The 26,530-nt window shown below is 73.1% G+C and carries 17 protein-coding genes and 1 riboswitch; of the genes, 2 read left to right on the top strand and 15 right to left on the bottom strand.

All coding sequences use genetic code 11. From position 1 onward, the window contains the following. Window positions 1-356: 356 nt before the first annotated feature. Genes QRY02_RS04545 through QRY02_RS04535 form a run of 3 tightly spaced genes read right to left on the bottom strand, consistent with a single transcriptional unit; the run spans window position 357 to window position 9,266 of the window. Window positions 357-1,397, bottom strand: coding sequence for an LLM class F420-dependent oxidoreductase (locus tag QRY02_RS04545; protein ID WP_285990227.1), 1,041 nt, complete (start codon window positions 1,395-1,397; stop codon window positions 357-359). A gap of 31 nt (window positions 1,398-1,428) precedes the next feature. After that, a complete protein-coding gene (gene fahA / locus QRY02_RS04540) occupies window positions 1,429-2,640 on the bottom strand; it encodes a fumarylacetoacetase (protein ID WP_285990226.1) in 1,212 nt (403 codons plus the stop codon). Then, window positions 2,637-9,266, bottom strand: coding sequence for a DUF885 domain-containing protein (locus QRY02_RS04535; RefSeq protein WP_285990225.1), 6,630 nt, complete (start codon window positions 9,264-9,266; stop codon window positions 2,637-2,639). The genes fahA and QRY02_RS04535 overlap by 4 nt, the downstream gene beginning before the upstream one ends. 135 nt (window positions 9,267-9,401) lie before the next feature. Here QRY02_RS04535 and QRY02_RS04530 point away from each other — a divergent pair, with 135 nt between their 5' ends. Next, window positions 9,402-10,415, top strand: coding sequence for an Lrp/AsnC family transcriptional regulator (locus tag QRY02_RS04530; protein ID WP_285990224.1), 1,014 nt, complete (start codon window positions 9,402-9,404; stop codon window positions 10,413-10,415). Here the strand turns inward: QRY02_RS04530 and QRY02_RS04525 are convergent. The 11 genes from QRY02_RS04525 to QRY02_RS04475 all read right to left on the bottom strand — a co-directional run bounded on the left by QRY02_RS04525 (window position 10,412) and on the right by QRY02_RS04475 (window position 24,937). Continuing rightward, on the bottom strand, window positions 10,412-11,341 hold the full coding sequence (locus QRY02_RS04525; protein ID WP_285990223.1) for an RluA family pseudouridine synthase: 930 nt from the start codon (window positions 11,339-11,341) through the stop codon (window positions 10,412-10,414). The genes QRY02_RS04530 and QRY02_RS04525 overlap by 4 nt on opposite strands. After that, on the bottom strand, window positions 11,338-11,940 hold the full coding sequence (lspA, locus tag QRY02_RS04520) for a signal peptidase II (RefSeq protein ID WP_285993763.1): 603 nt from the start codon (window positions 11,938-11,940) through the stop codon (window positions 11,338-11,340). Before lspA ends, QRY02_RS04525 begins: the two co-directional genes overlap by 4 nt. 77 nt (window positions 11,941-12,017) lie before the next feature. Continuing rightward, window positions 12,018-12,644 (bottom strand): hypothetical protein, encoded by a 627-nt coding sequence (locus QRY02_RS04515; protein WP_285990222.1) that lies wholly within the window; start codon window positions 12,642-12,644, stop codon window positions 12,018-12,020. Window positions 12,645-12,648: 4 nt separating this feature from the next. Beyond that, on the bottom strand, window positions 12,649-13,251 hold the full coding sequence (locus tag QRY02_RS04510; protein ID WP_285990221.1) for a hypothetical protein: 603 nt from the start codon (window positions 13,249-13,251) through the stop codon (window positions 12,649-12,651). A gap of 16 nt (window positions 13,252-13,267) precedes the next feature. Further along, complete coding sequence (locus QRY02_RS04505; protein WP_285990220.1) at window positions 13,268-14,620, bottom strand: aminotransferase class V-fold PLP-dependent enzyme; 1,353 nt, start codon at window positions 14,618-14,620, stop codon at window positions 13,268-13,270. A gap of 39 nt (window positions 14,621-14,659) precedes the next feature. Further along, a riboswitch (SAM riboswitch) is annotated at window positions 14,660-14,774 on the bottom strand. Window positions 14,775-15,240: 466 nt separating this feature from the next. Beyond that, window positions 15,241-15,885: a M23 family metallopeptidase gene (locus QRY02_RS04500; RefSeq protein ID WP_285990219.1), complete on the bottom strand. Its 645-nt coding sequence runs from the start codon at window positions 15,883-15,885 to the stop codon at window positions 15,241-15,243. A gap of 90 nt (window positions 15,886-15,975) precedes the next feature. After that, window positions 15,976-17,454: a potassium/proton antiporter gene (locus tag QRY02_RS04495; protein ID WP_285990218.1), complete on the bottom strand. Its 1,479-nt coding sequence runs from the start codon at window positions 17,452-17,454 to the stop codon at window positions 15,976-15,978. A 97-nt stretch (window positions 17,455-17,551) separates the two neighbouring features. Continuing rightward, the gene (locus QRY02_RS04490) at window positions 17,552-18,307 is read right to left on the bottom strand and encodes an ArsR/SmtB family transcription factor (protein ID WP_285990217.1); all 756 of its coding nucleotides are present in this window, start codon (window positions 18,305-18,307) and stop codon (window positions 17,552-17,554) included. A 194-nt stretch (window positions 18,308-18,501) separates the two neighbouring features. Further along, complete coding sequence (locus QRY02_RS04485) at window positions 18,502-20,127, bottom strand: penicillin-binding transpeptidase domain-containing protein (RefSeq protein WP_285990216.1); 1,626 nt, start codon at window positions 20,125-20,127, stop codon at window positions 18,502-18,504. Window positions 20,128-20,210: 83 nt separating this feature from the next. Continuing rightward, the gene (gene ileS / locus QRY02_RS04480; RefSeq protein ID WP_285990215.1) at window positions 20,211-23,378 is read right to left on the bottom strand and encodes an isoleucine--tRNA ligase; all 3,168 of its coding nucleotides are present in this window, start codon (window positions 23,376-23,378) and stop codon (window positions 20,211-20,213) included. Between the two features lie 236 nt (window positions 23,379-23,614). Then, window positions 23,615-24,937, bottom strand: a complete 1,323-nt coding sequence (locus QRY02_RS04475) for an MFS transporter (RefSeq protein ID WP_285990214.1) — start codon at window positions 24,935-24,937, stop codon at window positions 23,615-23,617. 65 nt (window positions 24,938-25,002) lie between these two features. Here QRY02_RS04475 and QRY02_RS04470 point away from each other — a divergent pair, with 65 nt between their 5' ends. Then, window positions 25,003-25,749, top strand: a complete 747-nt coding sequence (locus QRY02_RS04470) for an ArsR/SmtB family transcription factor (RefSeq protein WP_285990213.1) — start codon at window positions 25,003-25,005, stop codon at window positions 25,747-25,749. A 138-nt stretch (window positions 25,750-25,887) separates the two neighbouring features. Here QRY02_RS04470 and QRY02_RS04465 read toward each other — a convergent pair whose 3' ends face one another. Next, window positions 25,888-26,499 (bottom strand): hypothetical protein, encoded by a 612-nt coding sequence (locus tag QRY02_RS04465; RefSeq protein WP_285990212.1) that lies wholly within the window; start codon window positions 26,497-26,499, stop codon window positions 25,888-25,890. Between the last annotated feature and the right edge of the window lie 31 nt (window positions 26,500-26,530).

The following is a 26,530-nucleotide window of genomic DNA, read 5'->3' as shown; positions in this document are numbered from 1 at the left end:
CCGGCGGGCACTCGCCCGGCCTGGTCTCGCGGCCGCGAACTTTCCGCAGCACAGCACACCCATCCGGCCCCGGCTTACAGCCGCCGCCTTCCCGCAGCGGGCGCACCTCACCCAACCCAGGCACACTGCCTTGCCGCAACGCAGCGCGGGCACCTACCCGCCGCGGCAGGGGCCAGCATCGGGCGGGCGGTGGCCACCCGGTCCCCCGCCTCGCGGCCGCCGCCTTCCCGCCCCGCAGCGCAGGCACCTCACCCGACCCACCGGGGCCCAGCGGCGCACCCCAGCCAACCCAGCCGCCGAGCGCGGAAAGCCACCTCGAGGACCTGCCCTCGAGGTGGCCGTCACCCTCGTCGGGCTCAGCCGATCAGCTCGCGCAGCTGCGATACCGCCGCCACGCGACCCTCGCGGCCGGGCTGCAGGGGGTTCACCACCAGGGTCGTCGCGCCCGCCTCGGCGAAGGCCGCCAAACGCTCCTTCACGTACCCCGCCGGGCCGACCAGGGAAATCGCGCGCAGGAGCTCGGCCGGGACCGCCGCCGCCGCTTCGGCCTTCTTGCCGTCCAGGTACAGGTCCTGGATCAGCTTCGCCTCGGCCTCGTAGCCGTAGCGGCAGGCCAGGTCGTTGTAGAAGTTCTTGCCCCGGGCGCCCATTCCGCCGATGTACAGGGCCAGGACGGGGCGCACGTGGTCCAGCAAGGCCTCCACGTCGTCGCCGATGGCCAGGGCCACCGTGACGAACGTGTCCAGCTCGCCCAAGGCCGCGTCGCGCTTGGCCTTGCCCTCGGCCAGGGCGGCGCCCCAGACGTCGGCGGCCTTCTCCGGGTGGAAGAAGATCGGCTGCCAGCCCTCGGCGATCTCGGCCGTCAGGGCGACGTTCTTCGGCCCGATCGAGGCCAGCAGCACCGGGATCCGCTCCCGCACCGGGTGGTTGATCAGCTTGAGCGGCTTGCCGAGCCCGGTGCCCTGCTCGGGCGGCAGCGGGATCGTGTAGTGCTTGCCCTCGTGCACCACGCGCTCGCGGCGCCACACCTGGCGGCAGACGTCGACGATCTCACGCGTGCGGCCCAGCGGCGCGTCGTACTTCACGCCGTGGAACCCCTCGATGACCTGCGGGCCGGACGCCCCGAGCCCGAGGATGAACCGCCCGTCGGAGACGAAGTCGAGGCCGGCCGCGGTCATCGCGGTCAGCGTCGGCGTGCGGGTGTAGATCTGGAAGATGCCGGACGCCAGCTGGACGCGCTCGGTCTTCGCGGCCAGGTAGCCGAGCTGGCTGACCGCGTCGAACGAGTACGCCTCCGGCACGAAGACGACGTCGAGGCCGGCCTTCTCCAGTTCGACGACGTCGGCGACGCTTTCGGCGAAGCCGCCGGAGTAGCTGATCCCGGTCCCGATCTTCATGACATCCTCCCGTGCTAAGCGTCCGCTTAGGCTAGCCGGGAACCACCGTACCCCGCACCTCACCGAAGCCGATGCGCGTGCCGCGCGGGCCGGGCGCGGTCGCGCCGATCACCACTTCGTCGCCGTCCTCGAGGAACGTCCTCGTCACGCCGCCGGGCAGCTCCAGCGGCTCCTGGCCGCCCCAGGACAGCTCCAGGAACGAGCCGCGCTGGTCACGCTCCGGGCCGGTCACCGTGCCCGAGGCGAAGAGGTCGCCCGTGCGCAGGCTCGCGCCGTTGACCGTCATGTGCGCCAGCTGCTGCGGAGCCGTCCAGTACTGCGTCGCGAACGGCGGGCTCGACACCAGGTGGCCGTTGAGGCGGACCTCCAGCGCCAGGTCCAGGCCCCACTTTTCGCCGGTCCGGAGGTACTCGAACGGCTCGGGGTCCTGCGGCGGCCCGTCGACGCGCGCGTGCTCCAGCGCGGCCAGCGGGACGATCCACGGCGACACCGACGTCGCGAACGACTTGCCCAGGAACGGGCCCAGCGGCTGGTACTCCCAGGCCTGGATGTCGCGCGCCGACCAGTCGTTGACGAGGCAGACGCCGAACACGTGGTCCGCGAAGTCCGCTGTGGACACCCGCGTGCCCGCGACGGACGGAGTGCCGACGACGAACCCGACCTCCGCCTCGATGTCCAGCCGTTGCGACGGCCCGAACGACGGGGTGTCGGCGTTGCGGGGCTTGCGCTGCCCGTGCGGCCGGACGACCGGCGTGCCGGACGCCACGACGGTGCCGGCCCGGCCGTGGTAGCCGATCGGCAGGTGCTTCCAGTTGGGCGGGAGCTCGGTCGCGTCCGGGCGGAAGATCTTGCCGGCGTTGAGGGCGTGGTGCTCGCTGGAGTAGAAGTCGACGTAGTCGGCGACCTCGAACGCCAGGTGCGTGGTCACCTCGGCCAGGGGCATGAGGTGCGGCCGGAGCTGATCGGCGTAGCGGGCTTCGGTCAGCCACTCGGTGACGCTCTCGCGGACTTCGCGCCAGGTGGCGGCCCCGGCGGCGAGCAGCGGGTTGAGCACTCCGGAGGTGAGCAGCGGAGCGAACGCGGCGGCGGTCCCGGCGGCCGCCGCGGTCAGGTCGAGCACCTGATCGCCGACCGGCACGCCGATCCGCCGCTCGGGCGCGCCGCCGACCGAGAAGACGCCGTAGGGCAGGTTGTCCAGGCCGAACGGCGTGTCGTCGGCAAGGTCGAGCCAGGTCACGTTCACTCCTCGTCCCGGACGGCCCGCGCCGTCACCCAGTCGGCCACCACGTCCGCCAGGACCGGCAGCGGCAGGGTTCCGCTGCCCAGCACCGTGTCGTGGAACTCGCGGATGTCGAAGGCCTCGCCCAGCGCCTGCTCGGCCTCCGCGCGCAGGCGCTCGATCTCCAGGCGCCCCACCATGTAGCCGAGCGCCTGCCCCGGGAGGCCCGCGTACCGGTCGACCTCCGCCTCGATCTCGATCCGGGCCATCGGCGTGTTTTCGACCAGGTAGTCGACCGCCCGCTGCCGGCTCCAGCCCAGCGCGTGCAGGCCCGTGTCCACCACCAGCCGCGCCGCGCGCATCGAATCCTGCGTCAGCAGGCCGAGCCGCGCGGTGCTGTCCGAGTACAGCCCCATCTCGTCCGCGAGCCGCTCGGCGTACAGCCCCCAGCCCTCCGCGTACGCGTTGAACATGCCGATGCGGCGCAGCATCGGCACGCCGGTGAGCTGCTGGGCGAGTGCCAGCTGGAAGTGGTGGCCCGGCACGGCTTCGTGGAAGGCGACGGACTCGCTCAGCGTCCGCTGCCGCTGGTCCGCGTCACGTGTGTTGGCGTAGTACGTGCCCGGCCGCGAACCGTCGAGCGACGGCTCGATGTAGTAGGCGATCGAGCCGCTTTCGGCCTCCGCGTCGGGCACCGGCGCGACCTGGCACCGCTGCTCCGGCACCCGCGAAAACCACTGGGGCGCCGCGGCTTCCGCCCGCTTGATCGTCGCGCGGGCGGACTCCAGCAGTTCGTCGCCGTCCCGCCAGCGCAGCGCCGGGTCCGTGCGGATCCGCTCGAAGATCTCCGCGAGCTCGGTCGTGCCGAACAGTTCGGCGCCCAGCTCGCGGTACTCCCCCGTCAGCCGTTCGATGATCGCCAGGCCGGTGTCGTGCAGCTCCCGCGGCGTGCGCTCGGTCGTCGTCTCGGCCCGGATCAGCGCCGCGTAGCGCTCCGGCCCGCCCGGCAGGTCGCCGATCCCCGGCGACGTCTCCGGCCGGGCCACCGGGACCACCTCGTCGGCCAGGAAGTCCCGGTACCGCCGGTAAGCGGGCCACACGACTTCGGCCAGCAACCGGTCGCGCTCGGCTTCCCGGCCGCGGACCGGCACCTTCAGCGGGTCGTTCTCCGGGGCGGCGAGGTACCGCTCGACGTAGCCGACGCCGATGCGCGCCAGGAACTCCGGCGGCGTCAGGCCCTCGGCGAGCGCCGCCCGCTGCCGCTCGATCACCTGGTCCAGGTAGGTGCCGATGGCGGCGAGCCGGCTCAGGTAGCCGCGCACCTTGACGTCGTCGTCGAGGATCGTCTGCGGCAGCTCCGTGAGCAGTTTGAGAGCCGGTGCGTCCAGCCCGTCGCTCACCGCGATGTCGGCCCGGCCGGAGTCGAGCAGGTCGATCCGGGTGCGGGCCTGCCAGATCACGACGTCCCGGGTGACGCGCTCGGCCGAGGTCAGCCCGGCCGGGTCGATCGCCTCGGCGCGCGCGATGACGCCGGTGAGCCCGGCGCGGAACCGGGCGGCGGCTTCGGCGGTCTGGTCGGCGAGCTTGTCGTGCGTCCCCGGCAGGCCGTACACCGACGGGTACAGCGGCTCCGCCTCGAACATCAGCTCCAGGCACTCGTCGGCGAGCTTCTCCGGCGTGTCACGGCGCTGCGCCACCCACTCGGCGACCACGCCGGACAGCACCGGCAGCGGCAGGGTGCCGCTGCCCAGCACGACGTCGTGGAACTCGCGGATGTCGAAGCGCTCGCCCAGCGCCTGCTCGGCTTCGGCGCGCAGCCGCTGGATCTCCAGCCGCCCCACCATGTAGCCCAGCGCCTGGCCGGGATCGGCGGCGTACCGGTCGATCTCCGCCTCGATCTCCAACCGGGCCATCGGCGTGTGCTCGGCGAGGTAGTCGACGGCCTGCTGCCGGCTCCACCCGAGCGCGTGCAGGCCCGTGTCGACGACCAGCCGGCCCGCCCGCATCGAGTCCTGGGTCAGCATGCCCAGCCGCGACACGTCGTCGGAGTACAGGCCCATCTCGTCCGCCAGCCGCTCGGCGTAGAGCCCCCAGCCCTCGCCGTAGGCGTTGACGTGCACGATCCGGCGCAGCAGCGGCAGGCCGGTGAGGCCCTGGGCGAGGCACTGCTGGAAGTGGTGCCCCGGCACGGCTTCGTGGAACGCGATCGCCTCGCTGGTGAACCGCGGCCGCTTCGCTGCTTCGTGCGTGTTCGCGTAGTAGACGCCCGGGCGCGTGCCGTCGAGCGACGGCCGCAGGTAGTACGCGATCGTGCCGCTGGTGGCCTCGGCCGCCGGTACCGGCGCGACCTCGCACTTCTGCTCCGGCACCCGCGAAAACCATTGCGCGGCCACGGCTTCGGCGCGGGTGATGGCGGCCCGGGCGCCGGCCAGCAGCTCCTCGCCGTCCCGCCAGCGCAGCGCCGGGTCGGTCCGGATCCGGTCGAAGATCTCTCCGAGATCGGTGGTGCCGAACAGCTTCCCGCCCAGCTCGCGGTACTCCCCGGCGAGCTTTTCGATCAGCGCCAGCCCGGTTTCGTGCAGGTCCTGCGCCGTGCGCTCGGTGGTCGTTTCGACGCGGATCAGCGCGGCGTACCGCTCCGGCCCGCCCGGCAGCGCACCGATGCCCGGCGACGTCTCGGGCCGGGCCACCGGCGCGACCTCGTCGGCCAGGAAGGCGCGGTAACGCGCGTACGCGGGCCGGACCACCTCGGCGAGCAGGCGATCGCGCTCGGCCTCGAAGCCGTCGAGCGCATACGGTGGCGTCACCCGCAGCGGGTCGCTCTCCGGCGCGCCGAGGTAGCGGTCGACGTACTCGACGCCGATGCGCACCAGGAAGTCCGGCGGCACCAGCCCTTCGCCCACCGCCGCGCGCTGCCGGTCGATCAGCGCGTCGAGGTAGCCGCCCAGGCCCGCGAGCCGGCTCAGGTAGCCGCGGACCTTCGGCTCGTCGTCCAGGACCGTCTGCGGCAGGTAGAGCAGCAGCTGCAGCGCGGGCGCGCCGAGCCCGTCGCTGACCGAGATGTCGGCGCGGCCGGAATCCATCTCGTCGATGGCCGCTTTCGCCTGGGAGCGCACGACTTCCAAGGTGACGCGCTCGTCGGCGGGCAACCCGGTGGCGTCGAGGGCTTCGGCCCGCTCGGCGATCGCCGCGTACCCGGCTCGGAGCCGGGCCTGGGCTTCGGCACCCGGATCGGGCAGCTTGCCGTGGTCGCCGGGCAGGCCGAACACCGACGGGTACAGCGGCTGCCGTTCGAAGTCCAGCGCGACCAGCTCGTCGGCCAGCCCGCCGGGTGTGTCGAGCCGGCCGGCCACCCAGTCCGCGACCACCTTGGCGAGCGCGGACAGCGGCAGCATGCCGTGGCCGAGCACGACTTCGTGGAACCCGCGGATGTCGAAGCGCTCACCCAGTTTTTGCTCGGCTTCGGCGCGCAGCCGCTGGATCTCCAGCCGTCCCACCATGTAGCCGAGTGCCTGCCCGGGCCAGCCGATGTACCGGTCGATCTCCGCTTCGATCTCCAGCGGCGCCATCGGCGTGTTGTCGATCAGGAAGTCGATCGCCTGCTGCCGGCTCCAGCCCAGCGCGTGCAGCCCGGTGTCGACGACCAGCCGGCCCGCCCGCATCGAGTCCTGCGTGAGCATGCCGAGCCGCGAGACGTCGTCGGAGTACAAGCCCATCTCGTCGGCGAGCCGCTCGGCGTACAGGCCCCAGCCCTCGGCGTAGGCGTTGAACATGCCGATCCGCCGCAGCAGCGGCAGGTCCCGCAGCTCCTGGGCCAGGCTGAGCTGGAAGTGGTGGCCCGGCACGGCTTCGTGGAACGCGATCGCCTCGCTGGTGAACCGCGGCCGCTTGCCGGCCTCGTGGGTGTTGGCGTAGTAGGTGCCCGGCCGGGAACCGTCGAGCGACGGCTGGAGGTAGTACGCGATCGTGCCGCTCGCCGCGTCGGCCTCCGGTACCGGCGCGACCTCGCACTTCTCCGCCGGGATGCGGGAAAACCACTGCGGCGCCACGGCTTCGGCCCGCGCGATGGCGTCCCGGGCCGCGGACAGCAGCTCCTCGCCGTCCCGCCAGCGCAACGCCGGATCGGTGCGCAGGCGCTCGAAGATTTCGGCGAGCTCGGTGGTGCCGAACACCTTCGCGCCCAGCTCGCGGTACTCCTCCGCGAGCTTTTCGATCAGCGCCAGCCCGGTTTCGTGCAGCTCCTGCGCCGTGTGCTCGGTGGTCGTCTCCGCGCGGATCAGCGCGGCGTACCGCTCGGCCCCGCCCGGCACGTGGGAGATGCCCGGGGCGGTGTCGGGCCGCCCGGCGGGCTCGACCTCCGTGCGCAGGAAGTCCCGGTACCACGCGTACGCCGGGTGGACCACCTCGGCGAGCAGCCGGTCGCGCTCGGCGTCGAAGCCCTCGACGGCCGCCGTCGTGCCCACCTTCAGCGGGTCGCTCTCCGGCGCGCCGAGGTAGCGGTCGAGGTACTCGACGCCGACGCGGGCCAGGTACGCCGGCGGCACCAGGCCTTCGGCCAGGCTCTCGCGCTGCCGCTCGGCCAGGTCCGCGAGGAAGGGCTCGATCGCGCCGAGCCGGGCCAGGTAGCCGCGCGCCTTCTTTTCGTCGTCCAGCCGGTAGAACGGCAGGTACATCAGGAGCGAGAGGGCGGGCGAGGTGAGCCCGTCGCTGACCGCGAGATCGGCGGTCCGCGCGCCGAGCCGGTCGGCCTCGACCTCGGCGGAGGCGATCACGACCTCGCGCGTGACGGCTTCTTCCGGTGTCAGGCCGTCGGTGGTCAACGCCCGCGCTCGGGCGGCGATGCCCGTGTACGCGGCACGGAAGCGCTCCTGCGCCTGCCTGGTCTGGTCGGCGAGCCGGTCGTGGTCGCCGGGCAGGCCGAGGACCGACGGGTGCAACGGCTCCTGCTCGAACGACAGCTCGACGAGCTCGCTCGCCAGGCCGTCGACGGTGTCGCCGTGCCCGGCCACCCACTCGTCGACGACGGTGGCGAGCACCGAGAGCGGCAGCGGGCCGCCGGCCAGGACGAGGTCGTGGAACGCGCGGACGTCGAACCGCGAGCCGAGCCGCTGCCCGGCGCGGGCCCGGGCGCGCTGGATCTCCAGCCGCCCCACCAGGTACCCGAGCGCCTGGCCCGGCCAGGCGATGTAGCGGTCGACCTCGGACTCGACCTCGGCGCGCGCCGCCGGTGTGTGCTCCAGCAGGTAGTCGACCGCCTGCTGCCGGCTCCACCCCAGCGCGTGCAGCCCGGTGTCGACCACCAGCCGGCCCGCCCGCAGCGAATCGCCGGCCAGCATGCCGAGCCGGGCGATGTCGTCGGAGTAGAGCCCCATTTCGTCGGCGAGGCGCTCGCTGTAGAGCCCCCAGCCCTCGATGTAGGCGTTGAACATGCCGACGCGGCGCAGCAGCGGCAGCTCGGTGCGCCCCTGCGCGATGCTGATCTGGAAGTGGTGGCCCGGCACGGCTTCGTGGAACGCGGTCGTTTCGGCCATGTGCCGGAACCGCTCGGTGGCTTCGTGGGTGTTCGCGAAGTAGATCCCCGGCCGCGAGCCGTCGGCGGCCGGGCGCAGGTAGTACGCCGGAGGCGCGCCGGGCGCGACCTCCGCCGGCACGGCTTCGACCGTGCACTGCTGCTCCGGGATCCGGCCGAACCACTTCGGGGCTTCGGCGGCGGCGCGGGCGACGGCCGTGCGGGCGGTCTCCAGCAGCTCGTCCGCACTGCGCCAGCGCAGCGCCGGGTCGGTGCGCAGGCGCGTGAAGATCTCGGCGAGGTCGTCGGTGCCGTACACCTTCAGCCCCAGCTCGCGGTACTCGGCGGCGAGCGCCTCGATGGCGTCGAGACCGATCCGGTGCAGCTCTTCCGGGGTGAGCCCGGTGGTCGTGTGCATCCGCGCCAACCGCGTGTAGGTCTCGTCCCCGCCCGGCAGCCACGACAGGCCGGGCCGGGCCGCGGGGCGCCCGTGCGGCCGCACCTCGGTGACCAGGAACTCCCGATACCCGGCGAAGGCCGGGCGGACGACGTCGGCGAGCAGTTCCTCCCGCCGCCGCTCGAACTCCTCGTCCGGGGCGGGCTGGCGGCGCAGCGGGTCGGCGCCGGCGTCGGCGAGGTAGCGGTCGAGGTGCGCGACGGCAGCGTCGACCAGGTGGGTCACTGGGAGCAGGCCGTCGGCGATGCCGGCGGCGTGCCGCCGCGCGGCCTGGCGCAGGTACTCCGGGATCGCGGCCAGCCGGCCGAGCTGGGCCTCCGCGGTCTCGCCCGCCGTCACCGTCGTCATCGGCAACGCCGTGAGCAGGCCGGCCGCGATCCCGACGGAGAGGTCGGTGACGGTGAACTCGGTCATCCGGCTGTCGATCTCCGCGATGCGGTTTTCGGCCGTGGTGATCAGCACTTCGCGCGTGACGCGGTCCTCGGCCGGGAGGCCCTCGGTCTCCAGCGCGCGGGCCCGGTCGAGGAACTGCTCGAGCCGGCCCCGGAACGCCCGCTCGGCCTCGGCGGACAGGTCCGCCAGGCCGGGCTCCGCCGGACGCACGCCCAGCAGCGCCGGCGTCAGCGGATCGGCGGCGAACAGCGCTTCGACGAACTCGTCGGCGAGTTCGGTGACCGCGGTCATGGCAGGACCCCCAGCTTCGGCTGATGTGCTCACGGCCGACCCTAACGGAGATCACCGACAGAAAACGCCCGTGCCGTTCGCCGGGGGCGGACGGCCTCGGGCAGCGCGGACCGGCCAGGCGGTAGCGTTTCCGATGTGGCCGTGACCGATCCCGTGGATACCCGCCTGCTCGCCGCGCTCGCCGACCTCGGCAAGGCGGCGGTGCACGAGCTGGCGGCCAAGGTCGGCATGGATCCCCGCGAGGTGGCCTACCGGCTGGTCGCCCTCTCCGGCAGCGGGCTTCCCCTGCTCGTCGGCGTCGAGAGCGACCCGAACGGCCTGCGCGCGGCCATCGCCGGCGCCCCGCCGTCATGGGCGAACCGGCCGCAGTTCCCCCCGCCGTCGCAGCCCGTGCCGCAGCAGCCCGCCCCGCCGATGCCTCCGCCCGTCCAAGGGACGCCTTCGGGGCCGTACACCGTCCAGGGCGCTCCGTCGGGGCCGTACACCGTGCAAGGCGCGCCTTCGGGGCCCTACAACGTCCAGGGCACGCCGTCCGGGCCGCACCACGTCCAGGGGACGCCGTCCGGGCGCTACCCCGGCCCGCCACCGCAGCAGCCGCCGCGTCCGGCCCGGCCGTTCACGCCGCCGCCGGTGCCGCTCGACCCGGCTGTGAGCACGTGGGGCGTGCCGCAGACGGCGTCGTGGGCCCGCGGCGACGAACCCGCCCGGCCGAGCGGGCCCGCCGCCGGCAAGCAGGGCAGGCTCGGCGAGGTCATGGAGACCCAGGGCCTGGAGGGCGAGCAGCTGTCGGTGCAGCTGCTGGAGGTCCAGGACCCGGCCGACTACCTGTTCAGCGCGGCCGGGTACCGCCTGGAAGCGGGTGAACGTGCGGTGGTGGTGCACACCGAGATCACCAACCGCGGCTCGATCCCGTTCGCGTCGCTGCCGGACAACTACCTCGAGCTGCTCGCCGCCGACGGCCAGGCGATCGGCAAGGCCCCGGTGTCGCTGACGTCCCGGCCCCCGCACAAGATCGGCGTCAAACCGGGCGAAACGCTGGGCGGCCACACGGTGTACGTCCTCCCGGACGCCACGCGCGTGGTCTCGGTCCGCTGGAGCCCGCGGCCGGAGCCGGACGAGCGCACGCTGACCTGGTCGATCGAGGACTAGTAGCTTTCGTCGCGCAGGGTTTCCAGCGCCTTCGCCAGGTCGTCCGGGTACTCCGACTCGAACTCGACCCAGCGGCCGTCCGCGGGGTGGGCGAATCCCAGCGTCTTCGCGTGCAGCCACTGCCGGCTCAGGCCGAGGTGACGGGCCAGGACCGGGTCGGCGCCGTAGGTCAGGTCGCCGACGCAGGGGTGCCGCAGCGCCGAGAAGTGGACGCGGATCTGGTGCGTCCGCCCGGTTTCGAGCTTGATGTGCGCGAGCGACGCCGCCCGGAACGCCTCGACGACTTCGTAGTGCGTCACGCTCGGGCGGCCGCCCTGGACCACCGCGAACTTGTAGTCGTGGCGCGGGTGGCGGTCGATGGGGGCGTCGATCGTGCCGCGCATCGGGTCCGGGTGGCCTTGGACGATCGCGTGGTAGCCCTTGTCGACCGTGCGCTCCTTGAACGCGCGCTTCAGCACCGTGTACGCGTGCTCGCTCTTGGCGACCACCATCACGCCGGTGGTGCCCGCGTCGAGCCGGTGGACCACGCCCTGGCGCTCGGCCGCGCCCGAGGTCGCGATGCGCAGGCCGGCCGCGGCGAGGCCGCCGACGACGGTCGGGCCGGTCCAGCCCGGGCTCGGGTGGACCGCGACGCCGACCGGCTTCGAGATCACGACGATGTCGTCGTCGTCGTGCAGGATCCGCATGCCGTCGACCGGCTGGGCGACGACCTCGACCGGGTTCGCCGGCTCCGGCAGGGTGATCTCCAGCAGGCCGCCGCCGGAGAGGCGGTCGGACTTGCCCGCGGGGCGGCCGTCGAGCAGCACGTCGCCGGATTCGGCGAGCTCGGCGACGACCGTGCGGGACAGCCCGAGCAGCTTGGCGAGGCCGGCGTCGACCCGCATCCCGTCGAGCCCGTCGGGCACCGGGAGCATCCGCGAGCTCACGCCTGCTCCTCCGGCTGCTCCGGCGCTTCGGCCTTCTTCTTGTCCTTGGTCGACGTGCCGTCGTAGTCCTTGCCCAGCAGCGACAGCAGCACGATCAGGGCACCGCCGACGCAGATCGCGGAATCGGCGATGTTGAAGATCGCGAAGCCCTTGCCGTTCGGGGCGAACGCCGAGATGAAGTCGACGACGTGGCCCTGCAGCCCGCCAGGCGCGCGGAAGATGCGGTCGGTCAGGTTGCCGGTGGCGCCGGCGAGCACGAGGCCGAGGCCGATCGCCCAGCCGATCGACCGCAGCCGCCGCGCCAGCCAGATGATCGCGATGACGACGGCCAGCGCGACCAGGGCGAGCACCCACGTCATGCCGGTGGCCATCGAGAACGCGGCACCGGGGTTGCGGATCACCTGCAGGTAGATCAGCCCGCCGAGGACCTTGACCGGCTCCTTGCCCTCCAGGTCGGCCACGACCAGGTTCTTCGTCACCAGGTCGATCGCCCAGAACACGACGGCGACCGCGAAGACCCAGCCGACCCGCCGCTTGGGCAGCAGCGGCTTCGCCGGGACCTCCGGGTTCTCGGGCGCGTCGGCGGCCGGATCGGGCACCGCATCGGCGGGCGCGGCGGTGTCGGGTTCGGAGTGGCTGGGCTCGGTGCTCACCGGTCCATTGTCCACGGCACTGGTCAGGCCGCGTCGGGCCCGTCCGGCCGCGGGCGCAGGAGGACGGCGAAGGCGGCCGCGAACAGCACGCCCGCCGCGGCGAGCGCGCCGGCCACCGGGGGCAGGAACACGGTCGCGACCAGCGCGAACACCCCGGCTACAGCCAGCAGGAACCAGCTGCGCTCGTAGCCGGCCAGCAGGAGGAGGCCCAGTGCGGCGATCAGCGCGCCGCGCACGTCGCCGCCGAGCCGGAACTGCAGGAGGCCGACCAGGTCGAGCAGCGGGACGGCGGCCAGCGCCCCGAGCGTGCCGAGCACGAACCGGCCGGGCCTGGGCGGGGTGGCGGCCCGGCGCAGCTCCCGCCAGTACCAGCCCGCCACGGCGAGCACCACGCAGGCGAGACCCGCGAGCCAGCCGAGCCTCGCCGAAGGCACCGCGTCGGCCGAGACCGCGGTCGCGTACGCGACCCCCGACAACTGCGACTCCGGATGGCCGGTGCCACCGACTCCGCCGGTGCCGAGGCCGTGCAGTCCCTGGATCAGCGGGTAGCCCTGCGGACCGGCGGCGGGGACCAGCTCGGCGGCCACCATCACGAGCAGCGCGAACGCCAGCGCGGCCAACGGGAACCAGGACCGGACGGAACTCCCCATCGCGTCAGGGTATCGAGCGCGGGTTTCCCCGCAGCAGGGCGATGAAGGCGGCGGCGAGCAGGATCACCGCCGAGATCAGCACGCCCGCCATGTCCGCCGAAAGCACCACGGCGACCAGGGCGAACGCGACCGTGGTGACCAGGAGGAACACGCTGCGCTCGTAGGCGGCGAGCACCAGCAGGCCGAGCGTGGCCAGCAGCGGGCCGCGCAGCCCCTCGTCGAGCCGGAACTGCCAGGACCCGACCAGGTCGAGCAGCGGGACGGCGAGCAGCGCGGCGACCGTGCCGAGGACGAACCGCCCGGTGCGGACGGGCCGCAGGGCCAGCGCGTACCAGACGGCCGTGCCGGCGAGCACCACGCCGAGCGCGACCAGCCACGCGGGCCCGGCCGGCAGGCCACTTTCCACCCTGCGGAAATCATCCAGGGGCAACTGATACGCCTGGCTGTGCTCGGTCACGCCGGGCGGGACCGAGTACGGTCCGATGAGGAGGTTCGCGGACTCGCTTTCGGCCCGGCTGCGGCGGGCCACCAGCTGCACCGCCGCCAGGCCGATCTCGGCGAACCCCAGCAGTGCCAGCGGAAACCAGAAACGCGGCCCTCTCCCCATCGGTCCAGGCTAGCGCTCAGCAGAACGGCGGCAGCTCCCGCGGGTCGCCCACCGGCGCCCAGCGGCCGTCCACCTTCGCGTATTCCCAGCGTGCTCCGCGAGCGACGATCTGCCGCAGCGCCAGGAGCACGCGGTCGACGTGTTCCTCCGTGCTGCCGAGGCCGAGGCTGACGCGGACGGCCTGCTGCCCGTCGCCGCCGGTGACGCCGATCAGCCGCTTGGCCGCGATGTGGGCGCAGAAGGCGCCGTCGCGGACGCCGATGCCGTACTCGGCGGACAGCACCGCGGCGAGCCAGCCGGGGTCGAAGCCGTCGACGACGAAACTGACCGTGCCGACCCGGTCGACCGGCGCGTCGAACAACCGCAGCTCGGCGCAGCCGGGGACGCTGCCGAGTCCCTTGCGCAGCCGGGTGAGCAGGGCCTGTTCGTGCGCCTCGACGGCGTCCCAGTTCCGGCTCAGGGTCTCGCACGCGACGCCGAGCGCGTACACGCCGACGGTGTTGGGCGAACCGGCTTCGTGGCGCTCCGGACCGGTGTTCCAGACGACGGCGTCTTCGGTGACGAGCTTGGTCGCGCCGCCGCCGGCGAGGTACGGCCGGGCGGCGCGCAGCCAGTCGGCGCGGCCGATCAGCGCGCCCGCGCCGAAGGGCGCGTACAGCTTGTGGCCGGACAAAGCGACGTAGTCGACGTCCAGTTCCCTGAGCGAGACCCGGCGGTGCGGGGCGAGCTGGGCGGCGTCGAGCGCGATGCGGGCGCCGTGTTTCCGCGCCACGGCGGCGATTTCCGCCACCGGGAGCAGCTCACCGGTCACATTGGACGCTCCGGTGACGACGACCAGCCGCGGTCCCTGCGGTGCGTCCGCGAGCGCTTCGTCCACAGCGGACACCGCGGCGAGGCGGGTGCGCGGGGTCGGGATCCGCCGGACGTTCGGCCCCGGCCAAGGCAGCAGCGCGGCGTGGTGCTCGGTGTCGAAGACGATCACCGTGGTGTGCCGCGGCAGGCTGCGGGCGAGCAGGTTGAAGGAGTCGGTGGTGTTGCGGGTGAAGACGACGGTGTCGGTCCGCCGAGCGTCGACGAAGCGGCGCAGGGTGTCCCGGGTGCGCTCGTAGAGCTTGGTGGAGACCTGCGACGCGAAGCCGGCCCCGCGGTGCACGCTGGCGTACCAGGGCAGGAACTCGTCGACGGCCTGGCGGACGGCATCGAGGCACGGGGCGCTCGCGGCGTGGTCGAGGTTGGCGTAGCCGATGTCCCCGCCGGTCACCAGCGGCACCCGCAGCGCCGCTCCGGCGACGGCGGGAATGGCGGCGGTTTCGGGAGTTGCGGCGGTTTCGCGGCTTTCGAGCGGGGTGCGGTCGATGGCGAGAGTCATCGGGGTGCCTCCTCGGCGATCCGGGGGACCCCGGCGAGGGGCCCGCGCTTGCCCGTCGCACGGCGCGACCGGCCCGGTCTTCACCCGGGGCACCCCACCGCGGTAGGAGGGTTGCCGGCCAGCAAGCCGGGGCTTCGCGCTGGCACTCATGACCTGAGCCAGAAGGTAACCGAGAACGCGGCCGGTGGCCAACCCCCGCCCCACATTCTGAGACACCGCTCACAGACGGTGACCACCGGCGCGGCAGAGCGCACAGAGACACGCAGCGACACGCGGCAACTCCGGCGGCGGGCGGGACGGCGGACGGGACGGGACGGACCAGCGAGGCGGCGACCAGCGGGGCGGGCGGACTGGCGAGGCGACGGGGCAACGGGCAGCGGGGCGGACCGGCGAGGCGACGGGCGCAAGCGGGCGCGGCGGGCTGCGCCTGCCCCGCCCCGCCGGGCGGCGGGCCGGCGGGCGGGCCGGCCGGCCGACGGGGCGGCAAGGCGGCGAACAGCGGCGAGGCTGCGGGCGGGCCGACGAGCAGCGACGGGCGGCGGAGCGGTGGGCGGGGCGGCCGGTCAGCGAGGCGCAATGGCGCACAGCCGAGAGCACCCCGCTGTGCGCGCTCGGCGGCGTCAGGGACTCGCGCGGAAGCGGCCCGGCAGCTGGATCACCGCTTCGTCCGCGAGGTGCGTCGCGGTGCCCGAGTACTGCTCCGCCCCCTCCGTGAACCTCCAGCCGCCGAGGGTCTTGCCGTTGATCGGCTCGCCCAGGGCCGTCGCGAGCGTTGTCGAAATGCGGGCGAACGCCACTCCGTCCCAGTCGCCCGCCGCCGCGTTCGGGAGGGTCCAGAGCGTGAAGTGCACGTGCGCGCCCGTGCTGCTGCCGCCGCACGGGAGGGCGTTGCCGGTCGAACCCAGCACCGTGCCGGCTTCGACCTGCTCACCCTCAGTGACCCGGATGCCCTCCAGGTGGTAGTAGCCGGTCCGCCGGCCGCCGGGGTGATCGATCGTCACCCAGTCGCCGCCCGCGCAGTGCTGGAGGTGGACCGTGCCGGCCAGGGACGCGCGGACCGTGCCGTCGGCGGGGCTGAAGTCGATGGCGTTCCGCACGCCGGTGCCGCCGTCGTCGGAGTGGATGCCCGCCGAATAGACCTGCTGGCCCGCCTCGAACGGCAAGGCGAGCGGCGGAAAAGCTTCGGCGGACGCCGGAGGCGCGAGGAGGCCCACGGCCGAAACGACCGCGGCGGCCAAGCTCGCCGCCCGCACGGAAAGGTTCACCGCATGACTCCTCTGGCGCCAAAGTTCACTCGATCGAGCGGACCTTAAGCCAAAAGAGGGACTACAGGGAAGACGGTTCGTGAATTTCCGTCAGCGGCCGGATTCGCCCTTCCAGCGAGCCAGGCGCCCGGCCCGGTCGACGGCGCGCAGCCGGCGTTCGGCCGCGTCGCGGACGGCGCTCGTCGTGACGACCAGCAGCTGGTCGTGCTCCTGCAGCCGGCTGGTCTTCTGCGGCGTGAAACCCGTGCCGCCGCGCACGACCAGGCTGATCGTCGCGCCGATGGGCAGCCGCAGCTCGGACAGGTAGACGCCGTGCATCTTCGAGCCGGGCTGGATGCGGACCTGCAGCAGTTCGGCCCCCAGCTCGTCCAGCGGCGCGGAGTCGACCTCGATCTCGTGCGGCTCGGACTTCTTGGCCAGCCCGAGCCGGCGCGCGAGCGGGCCGAGCGTCGCCCCCTGCACCAGCGTCAGGACCACCACCAGCACGAACACCGCGTCGACCAGCCGCTGCGCGCCCGGCAGGCCCTGCGACAGCGGGATCATGGCGAGCACGATCGGCACGGCGCCGCGCAGCCCGGCCCACGACAGGAACGCCTGTTCCCGCCACGGCAGCCGGAACGGCAGCATCGCCAGGAGGACCGAAACCGGCCGCGCCAGCAGCAGCACGACCGCGCCCGCGACCAGGCCCGGCACGATCGCGTCGAGCAGCCGGCCCGGCGACGCGAACAGCCCGAGCAGCACGAACAGCCCGATCTGCGCCAGCCAGCCCAGCCCCTCGGCGAACGACAGCGTGTCCGAGCGGTGCGGCAGCCGCGAATTCCCGAGGACCAGCGCGGCCACGTAGGTGGCGAGCAGCCCGGACGCGTGCAGCAGCTGCCCGGACGAGTACGCGACGACGCACACCGCGACCGTGGCGAGCGGGTACAGGCCGGTCGCCGGCAGCGCGGCCCGGCGCAGCGCGAAGCCGCCGAGCCAGCCGAAGGCCAGCCCGATGACCAGGCCCGCCGTCAGCTCGTAGACCACCAGCAGCGGCAGCGTCCAGTCCACAGTGGTGCCTTCGGCCAGCACCACGACGGCGATGTAGGCCGGCGCGTCGTTGATGCCCGACTCGAGTTCGAGCGCGCCGGTGAGCCGCTTGCCGATCCCGGCCGTGCGCAGCACCGAAAACACCGCGGCCGCGTCGGTCGAAGCGAGCACCGCACCCCACAGCAGCGCCAGCCGCCACTCCAGGCCCAGCAGCCAGTGCAGCGCCGCGCCGGTGACCGCGATACTCACCACCACGGACACTGTGGACAGTGCGATTCCCCGGCCCAGTGCGGGTTTCACCGCCGACCACCGGGTGGTCAGCCCGCCTTCGGCGAGGATCATCACGAGCGCGGCGAGGCCGAGTGATTGGGTGAGCCCGGGGTTGTCGAACCGGACGCCGAAGCCGGCTTCGCCCAGCAGGACGCCGATCCCCAGGTACAGCAGCAGCGAGGGCAGGCCGAGCCGGATCGACACCCGCACGGCCAGCACGGAGGCGAGGAGCACGACGCCGCCGACGCCGAGCAGCACGGGAAGCTGGTCCATGCCCGCCTCCTCCCGAGTGCCGTGGGGCCCTCAGAATAGTGAAGCGCGGGGGTTAACTCGTTCGTGTACCGCTGCCCGGCGCCGGACACCCGGTGTGTTAAGGCGCCGCGACACCACCGAGCGCGTCGAGATCGACACCGAGAGCGGCGAACGGCTCCCTCGCCGGCGGCAGCACCTTGACCGCGCGGTGGCCGTCCTGGGCCACCCAGCCGGCGTCGACGGCCCGGTCGAGCAGCGCCGCGGGCAGGGCCCCGGCGAGGTGGTCGCGGCGCTCCGTCCAATCCAGACAGTCACGCAGCAGCGGCCGCCGCCCGGCGGCGACCGGCACGCCGAGGTCCGCCAGCACCGCCCGCCCGCGCGGGGTCAGGGCCAGGCCGTCGGCGGTGTCGACCAGGCCGGTGGCGAGCATGCCTTCGCGCAGCGCCACGCCGAGCTCGCCGGCGAGGTGGTCGTAGCAGGTTCGCGCGAACCCGAGCCGCCGCGCCCGCAGCGACGACTTCAGGCCGGTCACCGGCCGGTGCTCGGAAGTTTTTCGGGGGCTCCGGGTGGCAGAGCCCCCGGCCCGGGGCGAAGCCCCGGATGTCACTGCGTGCTGAGCCAGGTGCTCGATCAGCTCGGCCACGCGCGGATCGGCGATCCGGATGTAGCTGGCCCGCCCCTGCTTGACCCGGACGACGAAGCCGGCGCCGGCCAGCCGGGTGACGTGCTCACTCGCCGTCGAGAGGGCGATCCCGGCCGCCTTCGCGAGCTCGCCGACGGTCCAGGCCCGCCCGTCCAGCAGCACGAGGCACATGGTGGCCCGGCTCGGGTCGGCGAGCACCGCGGCCACCTCGGCCAGCGCGATCGTCTCCATGCCCCCACGCTACGGCCGCGACCCGTCGGCCGCGGCCGAACCGTCGTACCCCGACGGACGACACGCGTACCCCGGCGGACGACACGCGTACTCAGCCGGACGACACGGGCGCCGGCCGCTCGCCTCGCGTGTCGTCCATCCAGGTACGCGTGTCGGCCGTGTGGGTACGCGTGTCGTCCGGCTGGGTCCGGAGGTCAGAGGGGTTTGAGGAAGGTGGCGGCGACCTGGACGGCCGGGCCCGAGTCGTTCGAGTCCTCCAGGACCACCGCGAAGGCCACGCTTCCGCGGTAGCCCACGAACCAGCCCGTGGCCTGCTTGCCGTCGCCGAACTGGGCGGTGCCGGTCTTGCCGAAGACGGTGCCCGCCCCCGCGGCGGCGCGGCCGGTGCCGCTGGTCACCACCGCGCGCATCATCTTCCGCACCTCGCCGAGCACCGACGCCGGCGGCGGCGAGTAGCCCTTGACCACCTTGGTGTCGACGTCGTGCCACAGCCGCGGCGTGATCGCCTTGCCGGAGGCGACCGTGGCGGCCATCAGCGTGCCGCCGAGGGCGCTGGCCTGGATGCGGCCCTGGCCGAACCCGTCCTCGACCTGCTCGTCCTTGCTCGCCGCGGGCTCGACCTTCCCCAGCTCCGTCTTGAGCCCGGGAATCTCGTAGTCGGCGTTGAGGCCCAGTTCGTCGGCCGCCTTCTTCAGCCCGTCCGCGGGCAGGCCGAGCGCCAGCTGCCCGAACGTCGTGTTGCAGGAGCGCGCGAACGCCGTCTGCAGGTTGGTCGCGCCGAGCTCGAAGCCCTCGTTCTTGACCGTCCGCGTGCCGATCGTCGCGACGCCCGGGCAGTCGACCGGCGACGTCGCGTTGAGCCCGCTCTGCTGGACCGCCGCCACCGACGTCGCGATCTTGAACGACGACCCCGGCTCGTACAGGCCGTTGAGCGCCTTCGGCGAGTTCCCGGCCGCGGCGTTCTGCGCGACGGCGAGGATGTCGCCCGACCCCGTGTCCATGGCGACGAGCATCGCCGACCCCCGGTAGCCGTCCACCGCGGCCTGGGCGGCGTTCTGCGCGGCCAGGCTCAGGCTCGTCACGAGCGGCTTCGCCCCCGCGTCCGACACCTTCCCGAACAGCCGCTCGACGCTCTTGCCGCCGGCATCGACGCGTTCGACGGCGAAACCCCCGCCCGCCGCGGCGGTGACCTGCGCGAGCAGCGCCGAGCGCAGCAGCGGCGCCGGGTTGCCGTCCACCGGGCGCAGGCCGCCGGACCCGCTGACGACCAGCGGCTTGCCGTCGCGGTCGGCGACCGCGACGGTGTCCTGCACGGCGGTACTGATCACCAGCCGCTGGCCCGCCTCCAGCTTCGGGTGCAGCAGCGACGGCGCCCAGTGGACCAGCCACTTCCCGCCACCCTGCACGAGCTGGAACGGCACGTCGTAGGTCCAGACCTGGCCCGGCTTCAACGTCCACGACACGCTGAACGTGCCGTCCGCCTGCTTCGCGCCGGCCGGGGCCGGCTGCAGGGCGGTCAGCTTGGCGGTCACCGACGCCGGGTTCAGCGTGTTCCGCGTGGCCCGCAGGGCCACCGCGGCGGCCGCGTTGTCGTCGGTCAGCCGGCCCGCCGCGTCGGGGTTGTTCCCGGAAAAGTCCTGCAGGTACTCGGTGATCGCCGAGTTCGGGTCGAGCGCGCCCGGGCTCTCCACCGTGGTCGCGCCGGTGGCGGCCTCCGGCGTCGAACCCCCGCTGTTCAGCACGAAGAACGCGGCCACCAGAACCACGACGACCAGCAGTGCGCCACCGATCAGGATGCCGCGTCTCTTACCAGGATTCACCTTCGACGTACCCCTCCCCCAAGGTGCCGCCCCGGATCCGGGGTGGCAGGTCGAGTCTGCACCCTACCGGCCACCCGCGGCAATCATGCTTTCGCCACCGCCACGGTGACCTTCGTGCCGTCGCCGACCGTGCCGGCGAAGCCCTCGGCGACCGGGCCGTGGGTCACCGACGTCGCCAGCGTCTCCGAGGCGAGGAACTCCTCGTGCCGCCGCGCCGCCTCGACGACGTCAGGCACTGAATCAATCGTGAGCGCGATCCGGTCGGCGACGTCGAGCCCGGCGTCCCGGCGGGCCTGCTGCACGACCCGGACCAGGTCGCGGACCAGGCCCTCGGCCGCCAGCTCCGGCGTCACCTCGGTGTCGATCAGGACCAGCCCGGACCCGCCCGGCAGCTCCGCCGCCGCGCCGCCGCCCTTGGCGACCAGCCGGCGCTCGAACTCGCCCTCCTGCAGGGCGATCCCGGCCGCGACCACGGCGCCGCCCTGGAACGACCAGTCCCCCGCCTTGACGGCCTTGATCACCGTCTGGACGTCCTTGCCCAGGCGCGGGCCGGCGGCACGGGCGTTCACCGCGACCTCGAACCCGCCGTGCGCGGCGACGTCGGTGGTCAGCTCGACCGCCTTCACGTTCACCTCGTCGCGCAGGATGTCGGCGAACGGCGCCATCGAATCGGCGTCGGCGGCCGCCACGACCAGCGACGACAGCGGCAGCCGCACGCGCAGCTTGTTCGCCTTCCGCAGCGACAGCGCCGACGACGCCACCTGCCGCACCCGGTCCATCGCCGTCACCAGCGCCGCGTCCGCGGGCAGGTCGTTCGCGTTCGGCCAGTCGGTCAGGTGCACCGACCGGCCGCCGGTGAGCCCGCGCCAGACGACCTCGGTGGTCAGCGGCAGCAGCGGCGCCGCGACCCGCGAAGTCACCTCCAGCACGGTGTGCAGCGTGTCGATCGCGTCCTGGTCACCGGCCCAAAAGCGGTCGCGCGAGCGGCGCACGTACCAGTTCGTCAGGACCTCGAGGAAGTCCCGGACGGTCTGGCACGCGCCCGCGACGTCGTAGTTGTCCATCGCGTACTCGACGTCGGTGACCAGCTCGTGCGTCTTCGCCAGCACGTACCGGTCGAGCACGTTCGGCGAATCCGTGCGCCACCGGCCTTCCACGCCTTCGGCGTTCGCGTACAGCGCGAGGAAGTAGTACGAGTTCCACAGCGGCAGCACGGCCTGGCGGACGGCGTCGCGGATGCCCTTGTCGGTGACGACGAGGTTGCCGCCGCGCAGGATCGGGCTCGCCATCAGGTACCAGCGCATGGCGTCGGAGCCGTCGCGCTCGAAGACCTCGTTGACGTCCGGGTAGTTGCGCAGCGACTTCGACATCTTCGCGCCGTCGGAGCCCAGCACGATTCCGTGCGACACGCACGTGCGGAACGCCGGGCGGTCGAACAGCGCCGTCGCCAGCACGTGCAGCAGGTAGAACCAGCCGCGGGTCTGCCCGATGTACTCGACGATGAAGTCGCTCGGGTAGTGGTGCTCGAACCACTCGGCGTTCTCGAACGGGTAGTGCACCTGGGCGTACGGCATCGAGCCCGAGTCGAACCAGACGTCGAGGACGTCCGGGACGCGGCGCATCGTGGACTTGCCGGTCGGGTCGTCCGGGTTCGGCCGGGTCAGTTCGTCGATGTAGGGCCGGTGCAGGTTGTCCAGCCGCACGCCGAAGTCCGCCTCCAGCTCGTCGAGCGAGCCGTAGACGTCGGTGCGCGGGTAGGCCGGGTCGTCGGACTGCCACACCGGGATCGGCGTGCCGAAGTACCGGTTGCGGGAGATCGACCAGTCGATGGCGTTCTCCAGCCACTTCCCGAACTGGCCGTCCTTGACGTTCTCCGGGTACCAGGTGATCTGCTGGTTGAGCTCGACCATCCGGTCCTTGAACTGCGTCACCGCGACGAACCACGACGAGACCGCGCGGTAGATCAGCGGGTTCCGGCAGCGCCAGCAGTGCGGGTAGGAGTGGTCGTAGGTTTCGTGCCGCAGCAGCAAAGCGCCCTGCTGCGCGGCGGCGCCCGTGCCGTTCTTGAGGTCCCGCACGATGTTCGGGTTGGCGTCGAAGACCTGCTGGCCCTCGTAGTCCGGGACGGTCGCGTCGAACTTGCCGTGCGCGTCGACCGGCGTGACCGGCGGGATGCCGGCGGCGTCGGTGACGACCTTGTCGTCGGCGCCGTAGGCCGGGGCGATGTGGACGATCCCGGTGCCGTCGTCGGTGGTGACGTAGTCGGCGGCCAGCACCTGGTGGGCGTTTTCCGTGCCGGTGAAGTACGGGAACGGTGGTGCGTAACGGGTTCCGAGCAGCTGCGTGCCGGTGTAGCGGGCCACCACCGTCGGCTCTTCGCCGAGTTCACGTGCGTACGCGGCGACGCGCGCTTCGGCGAGCAGGAATCGCTTGCCGGGCAGGCTTTCGCTCTCGACGACGACGTAGTCCACCTCGGGGTGCACCGCGGTCGCGAGGTTCGACGGCAGCGTCCACGGCGTCGTCGTCCAGATCAGCAGGTAGGTGCCGTCGAGGTCGCTGCCGTTGCCCTCCAGGCGGAAACCGACCGTGACGGCCGGGTCCTGGCGGTTGCGGTAGACGTCGGCGTCCATGCCCAGCTCGTGGTTGGACAGCGGCGTCGCGTCACGCCAGCAGTACGGCAGGACGCGGTAGCCCTCGTAGACGAGTCCCTTGTCCCACAGGCGTTTGAACGCCCAGAGCACCGACTCCATGTAGGTGACGTCGAGGGTCTTGTAGTCGTTGTCGAAGTCGACCCAGCGGGCCTGGCGGGTGACGTACTCGCGCCACTCGTCGGTGTAGCGGAGGACGGACTCCTGCGAAGCCGCGTTGAACTTCGCGATGCCCATCTCTTCGATCTCGGACGTCTCGGTGATGCCGAGCTGGCGCATCGCTTCGAGCTCGGCGGGCAGGCCGTGGGTGTCCCAGCCGAAACGGCGCTCGACCTTGCGGCCCTTCATCGTCTGGTAGCGCGGCACCAGGTCCTTGACGTACCCGGTGAGCAGGTGGCCGTAGTGCGGCAGGCCGTTGGCGAAGGGCGGGCCGTCGTAGAAGACGTACTCGTTTTCGCCCTTTTCGCCGGCCGGGCGCGCGTCGATCGTCGCCTGGAAGGTCCGGTCGCTCTCCCAATAGGCGAGGACATGCTTCTCCAGTGCGGGGAACGACGGCTGCGACGGGACTCCTGCGCCGTCGCCAAGCTGGGCCTGGGGGTACATCCGGGTGCTCCTCGGTTCGTCGCTCGCGTACGGACGACCGGCTCTTGCACCGGTCACCCACACGGGGACGAGACGCCTCGGCGTTCCGCGGTACCACCCCGCTTGCCCGTTCTCACGGGCCACTCGTTTCGACGGCTGTCACGGGCCGAACCCGTCCGGTTCTACTGAGAGCTCGCGCTCGGTTCTTCCGGAGGCTCCCCGGTGATGGCCGGATCGACGCCGTGTTGCCTACCAGGTTAACCGGCCCGCGCAACCGGGTTGTCACGAGGGGCACGTACCCCGGTGAGCGTCACACCGATCGCGACCAGCCACGACACCGCGGCGATCAGCCCGGCCTCGTGCAGCCCGGCGAGGAACTCACCGCCGGGCTCGCCCGCGACGGTGCCGAGCACCGCCACCCCGAGCGCGCCACCGGCCTGGCGGGCGGTGTTGTTGACGCCGCTGGCCACGCCGGCGCGCTCCGGCGGGATGCCGCCGACCGCGGCCGTCACCACCGCCGTCGTCAGCAGGCCCATCCCGACGCCGAGGCCGAGCAGCGTCGGCAGCAGGGCCGCGTATCCGCTGGTTTCGTTGAGCAGCAGCAGGTTCAGCATGCCGAGCGCGCCGAGCGCCAGGCCGGCCACCGTGAGCGGCCGCGGCCCGAAGCGGCCGGTCAGCCGGCCCGCGACCGGGGCCAGCAGCGAGAGCGGGCCGAACAGCGGCAGCACCTCGAGCCCGGCTTCGAGCGGTCCCGCGTGCCGGACGCCCTGCAGGTACAGCGTCAGGACGAGGATCGCGCCGATGCCGGTGAAGTTCATCGCCGCCGCGACGAAGTTCGGGCCGAGCATCCGGCGGAGGACGTCCGGGGGCAGCATGGGATCCGCGACCCGGCTCTCCACGACCGCGAACGCCACGAGCGCGCCGGCCGCCACGATCCCGGCCACGACGTTCTCGTCGATGACCGCGTACACCCCGGCGCCGAGGGCCGGCACCGCCGTGGCGACGCCGGCGACGTCGATCCGCCGTCCGCACCGGCGCTCGCCGCGCGGGACGAGCCGCCGCGTCGCGAAGACGGCCGCCAGCACGACGGGGACGTTGAGCCAGAACACCGGCCGCCAGCCCGCCGCCGAGACGACCGCGCCGCCGAGCACCGGGCCCGCCGCCAGGGCCAGCGCCGACACGCCGGCCCAGATGCCGAGGGCCCGTGCCCGCTCGGCGCGTCCGGGGTAGGCCCTCGTGATCACGGCGAGCGTGCCGGGCAGCAGCAACGCCGCGCCCAGGCCCTGGCCGGCGCGGGCGGCGACGAGCCACGGCGCCGACCCGGCGAGCCCGCACGCGGCCGACGCCGTGCCGAACAGTGCGAAGCCCGCGAGGACGACCCGGCGGTGACCGAAGACGTCGCCGAGCGCGCCGCCGGTGAGCAGGAAGGCGGCCAGGACCACCGCGTAGCCGTCGACCACCCACTGCTGCGCCGTGAGGCCGGCGTGCAGGCCGGTGCCGATGGCGGGGAGGGCGACGTTGACGACCGTGACGTCCAGCTGGACGAGGAACATCCCGGCGCACATGGTGAACAGGAGCATGTCCCCAGTGGACCGCGCGGACACTTCCGTTTGGGTGGAAGCGTCGCGGGGGCATCCTGGGAGACGTGGAGGGCGACGCCGACATCGCGCGCACGGCCGCGCTGTTCGCGGACCCGGCCCGGGTCCGCGTGCTGCTCGCGCTCGCCGACGGCCGCGCGCTGGCGGCGTCCGTGCTGGCCGCCGAAGCGCGGCTGTCCGCGCCGGGCGTCAGCGCGCACCTGGCGAAGCTGCGGGCGGCGGGCCTGGTCGTCGCTGAGAAGTCGGGACGGCACCGGTTCTACCGGCTGGCCGGCCCGGACACCGCGGAGCTGCTGGAGACGCTGGCGCGGTGTTCGCCGTCCCAGCCGGTGACGTCGTTGCGCGAGGGGACGCGCGCGGAGGCGTTGCGGACGGCCCGGACGTGCTACGACCACCTCGCGGGCCGGCTCGGGGTGGCGGTGACGTCGGCGTTGCTGGCGCGTGGCGCGCTGGCCGGGGCGTCCGACACGCGACGGCGACCGGGTGACCGGATTTCGGCTCCGTTGCGCGAACACCCGTACACGCTGGGTCCGGCGGCCGCTCCGGTGCTCGGCTCGCTGGGCGTGGACCTGGCGGCCGTCGCCGCCGGACGGCGTCCGCTGCTGAAGTTCTGCCTCGACTGGAGCGAGCAGCGGCACCACCTGGCGGGCGCGCTGGGTGCGGCGGTGGCGACCCGGTTCCTCGACGCGGGCTGGGTCCGGCGGCGAACCCAGGCCCACCGCGCGCTGCGCCTGACCCCGGAAGGCGCGCAGGCGCTGCAAGCCCACCTGAACCTGGCCGACCTCGCCGCCTGACGCCGTGTCGTCCCTTTAATCACGCGTGTCGGCTCTCCAGACACGCGTGTCGTCCGTTCCGTACGAGCTCCCGCGTGATCAGAGAGACATCACGCGTGATTGCAGGGTCGACACGCGTGATTGGGGGGACGACACGGGTCAGCGGTGAGCGGCTACCAGGGTGGCGTCGGGGTGGCAGCGGTCGCAGGGGGTGAAGCCGAGCTGGCGGGCCTCGCCCACGCCGATCGGGATCGTGTCGCGGGTGCCGAGCCAGGGGCAGGTGCGCAGGTGGTAGCGGGGGTGCTCGTCGACCACCACGACCTCGTCCTCGAGGTCGGCCAGGACCGCGACGTCGGCCTCCGGGGTCTCTTCCACTCCCGGGTCGGAATCGGGCTTCGTTTCGGCCTCGGCTGAAGCGTCGGCCTCCGGGGCCGGCTCGGGGTCGGGTGTGTCGGCCGGGTCACCCAGGTCGCCGGCCGCCGGGATCAGGGTGGTCTGTTCTTCCTCGGCAGGCGACTCAGGCGCCTCAGAAGACTCAGGCGCCTCAGGCGCCTCGGACGGCTCGGGCTCCGGCGGGGAAACGGCCGGAGCAGCCGGAGCCGACGGCGCGGCAGACCGGCGACGGCGGCGCAGCCAGTCGGCGACCAGGAGCAGCCCGGCCAGCACGGACAGGCCGATGGAAACCCACGCCCACAGCGAAGAAGCCGTGATCAGCGCGGTGACGAGCAACCCCAGAGCCGCCAGTACCAGGACCAGCACGATGTAAAGCACGCTGAATTACAGCACGAACCACCCGGGAGCG

The sequence above is a fragment of the Amycolatopsis sp. DG1A-15b genome (genome assembly GCF_030285645.1).
Classification (GTDB): Bacteria; Actinomycetota; Actinomycetes; order Mycobacteriales; family Pseudonocardiaceae; genus Amycolatopsis.
This window is presented reverse-complemented; position numbering and strand designations above follow the sequence as displayed.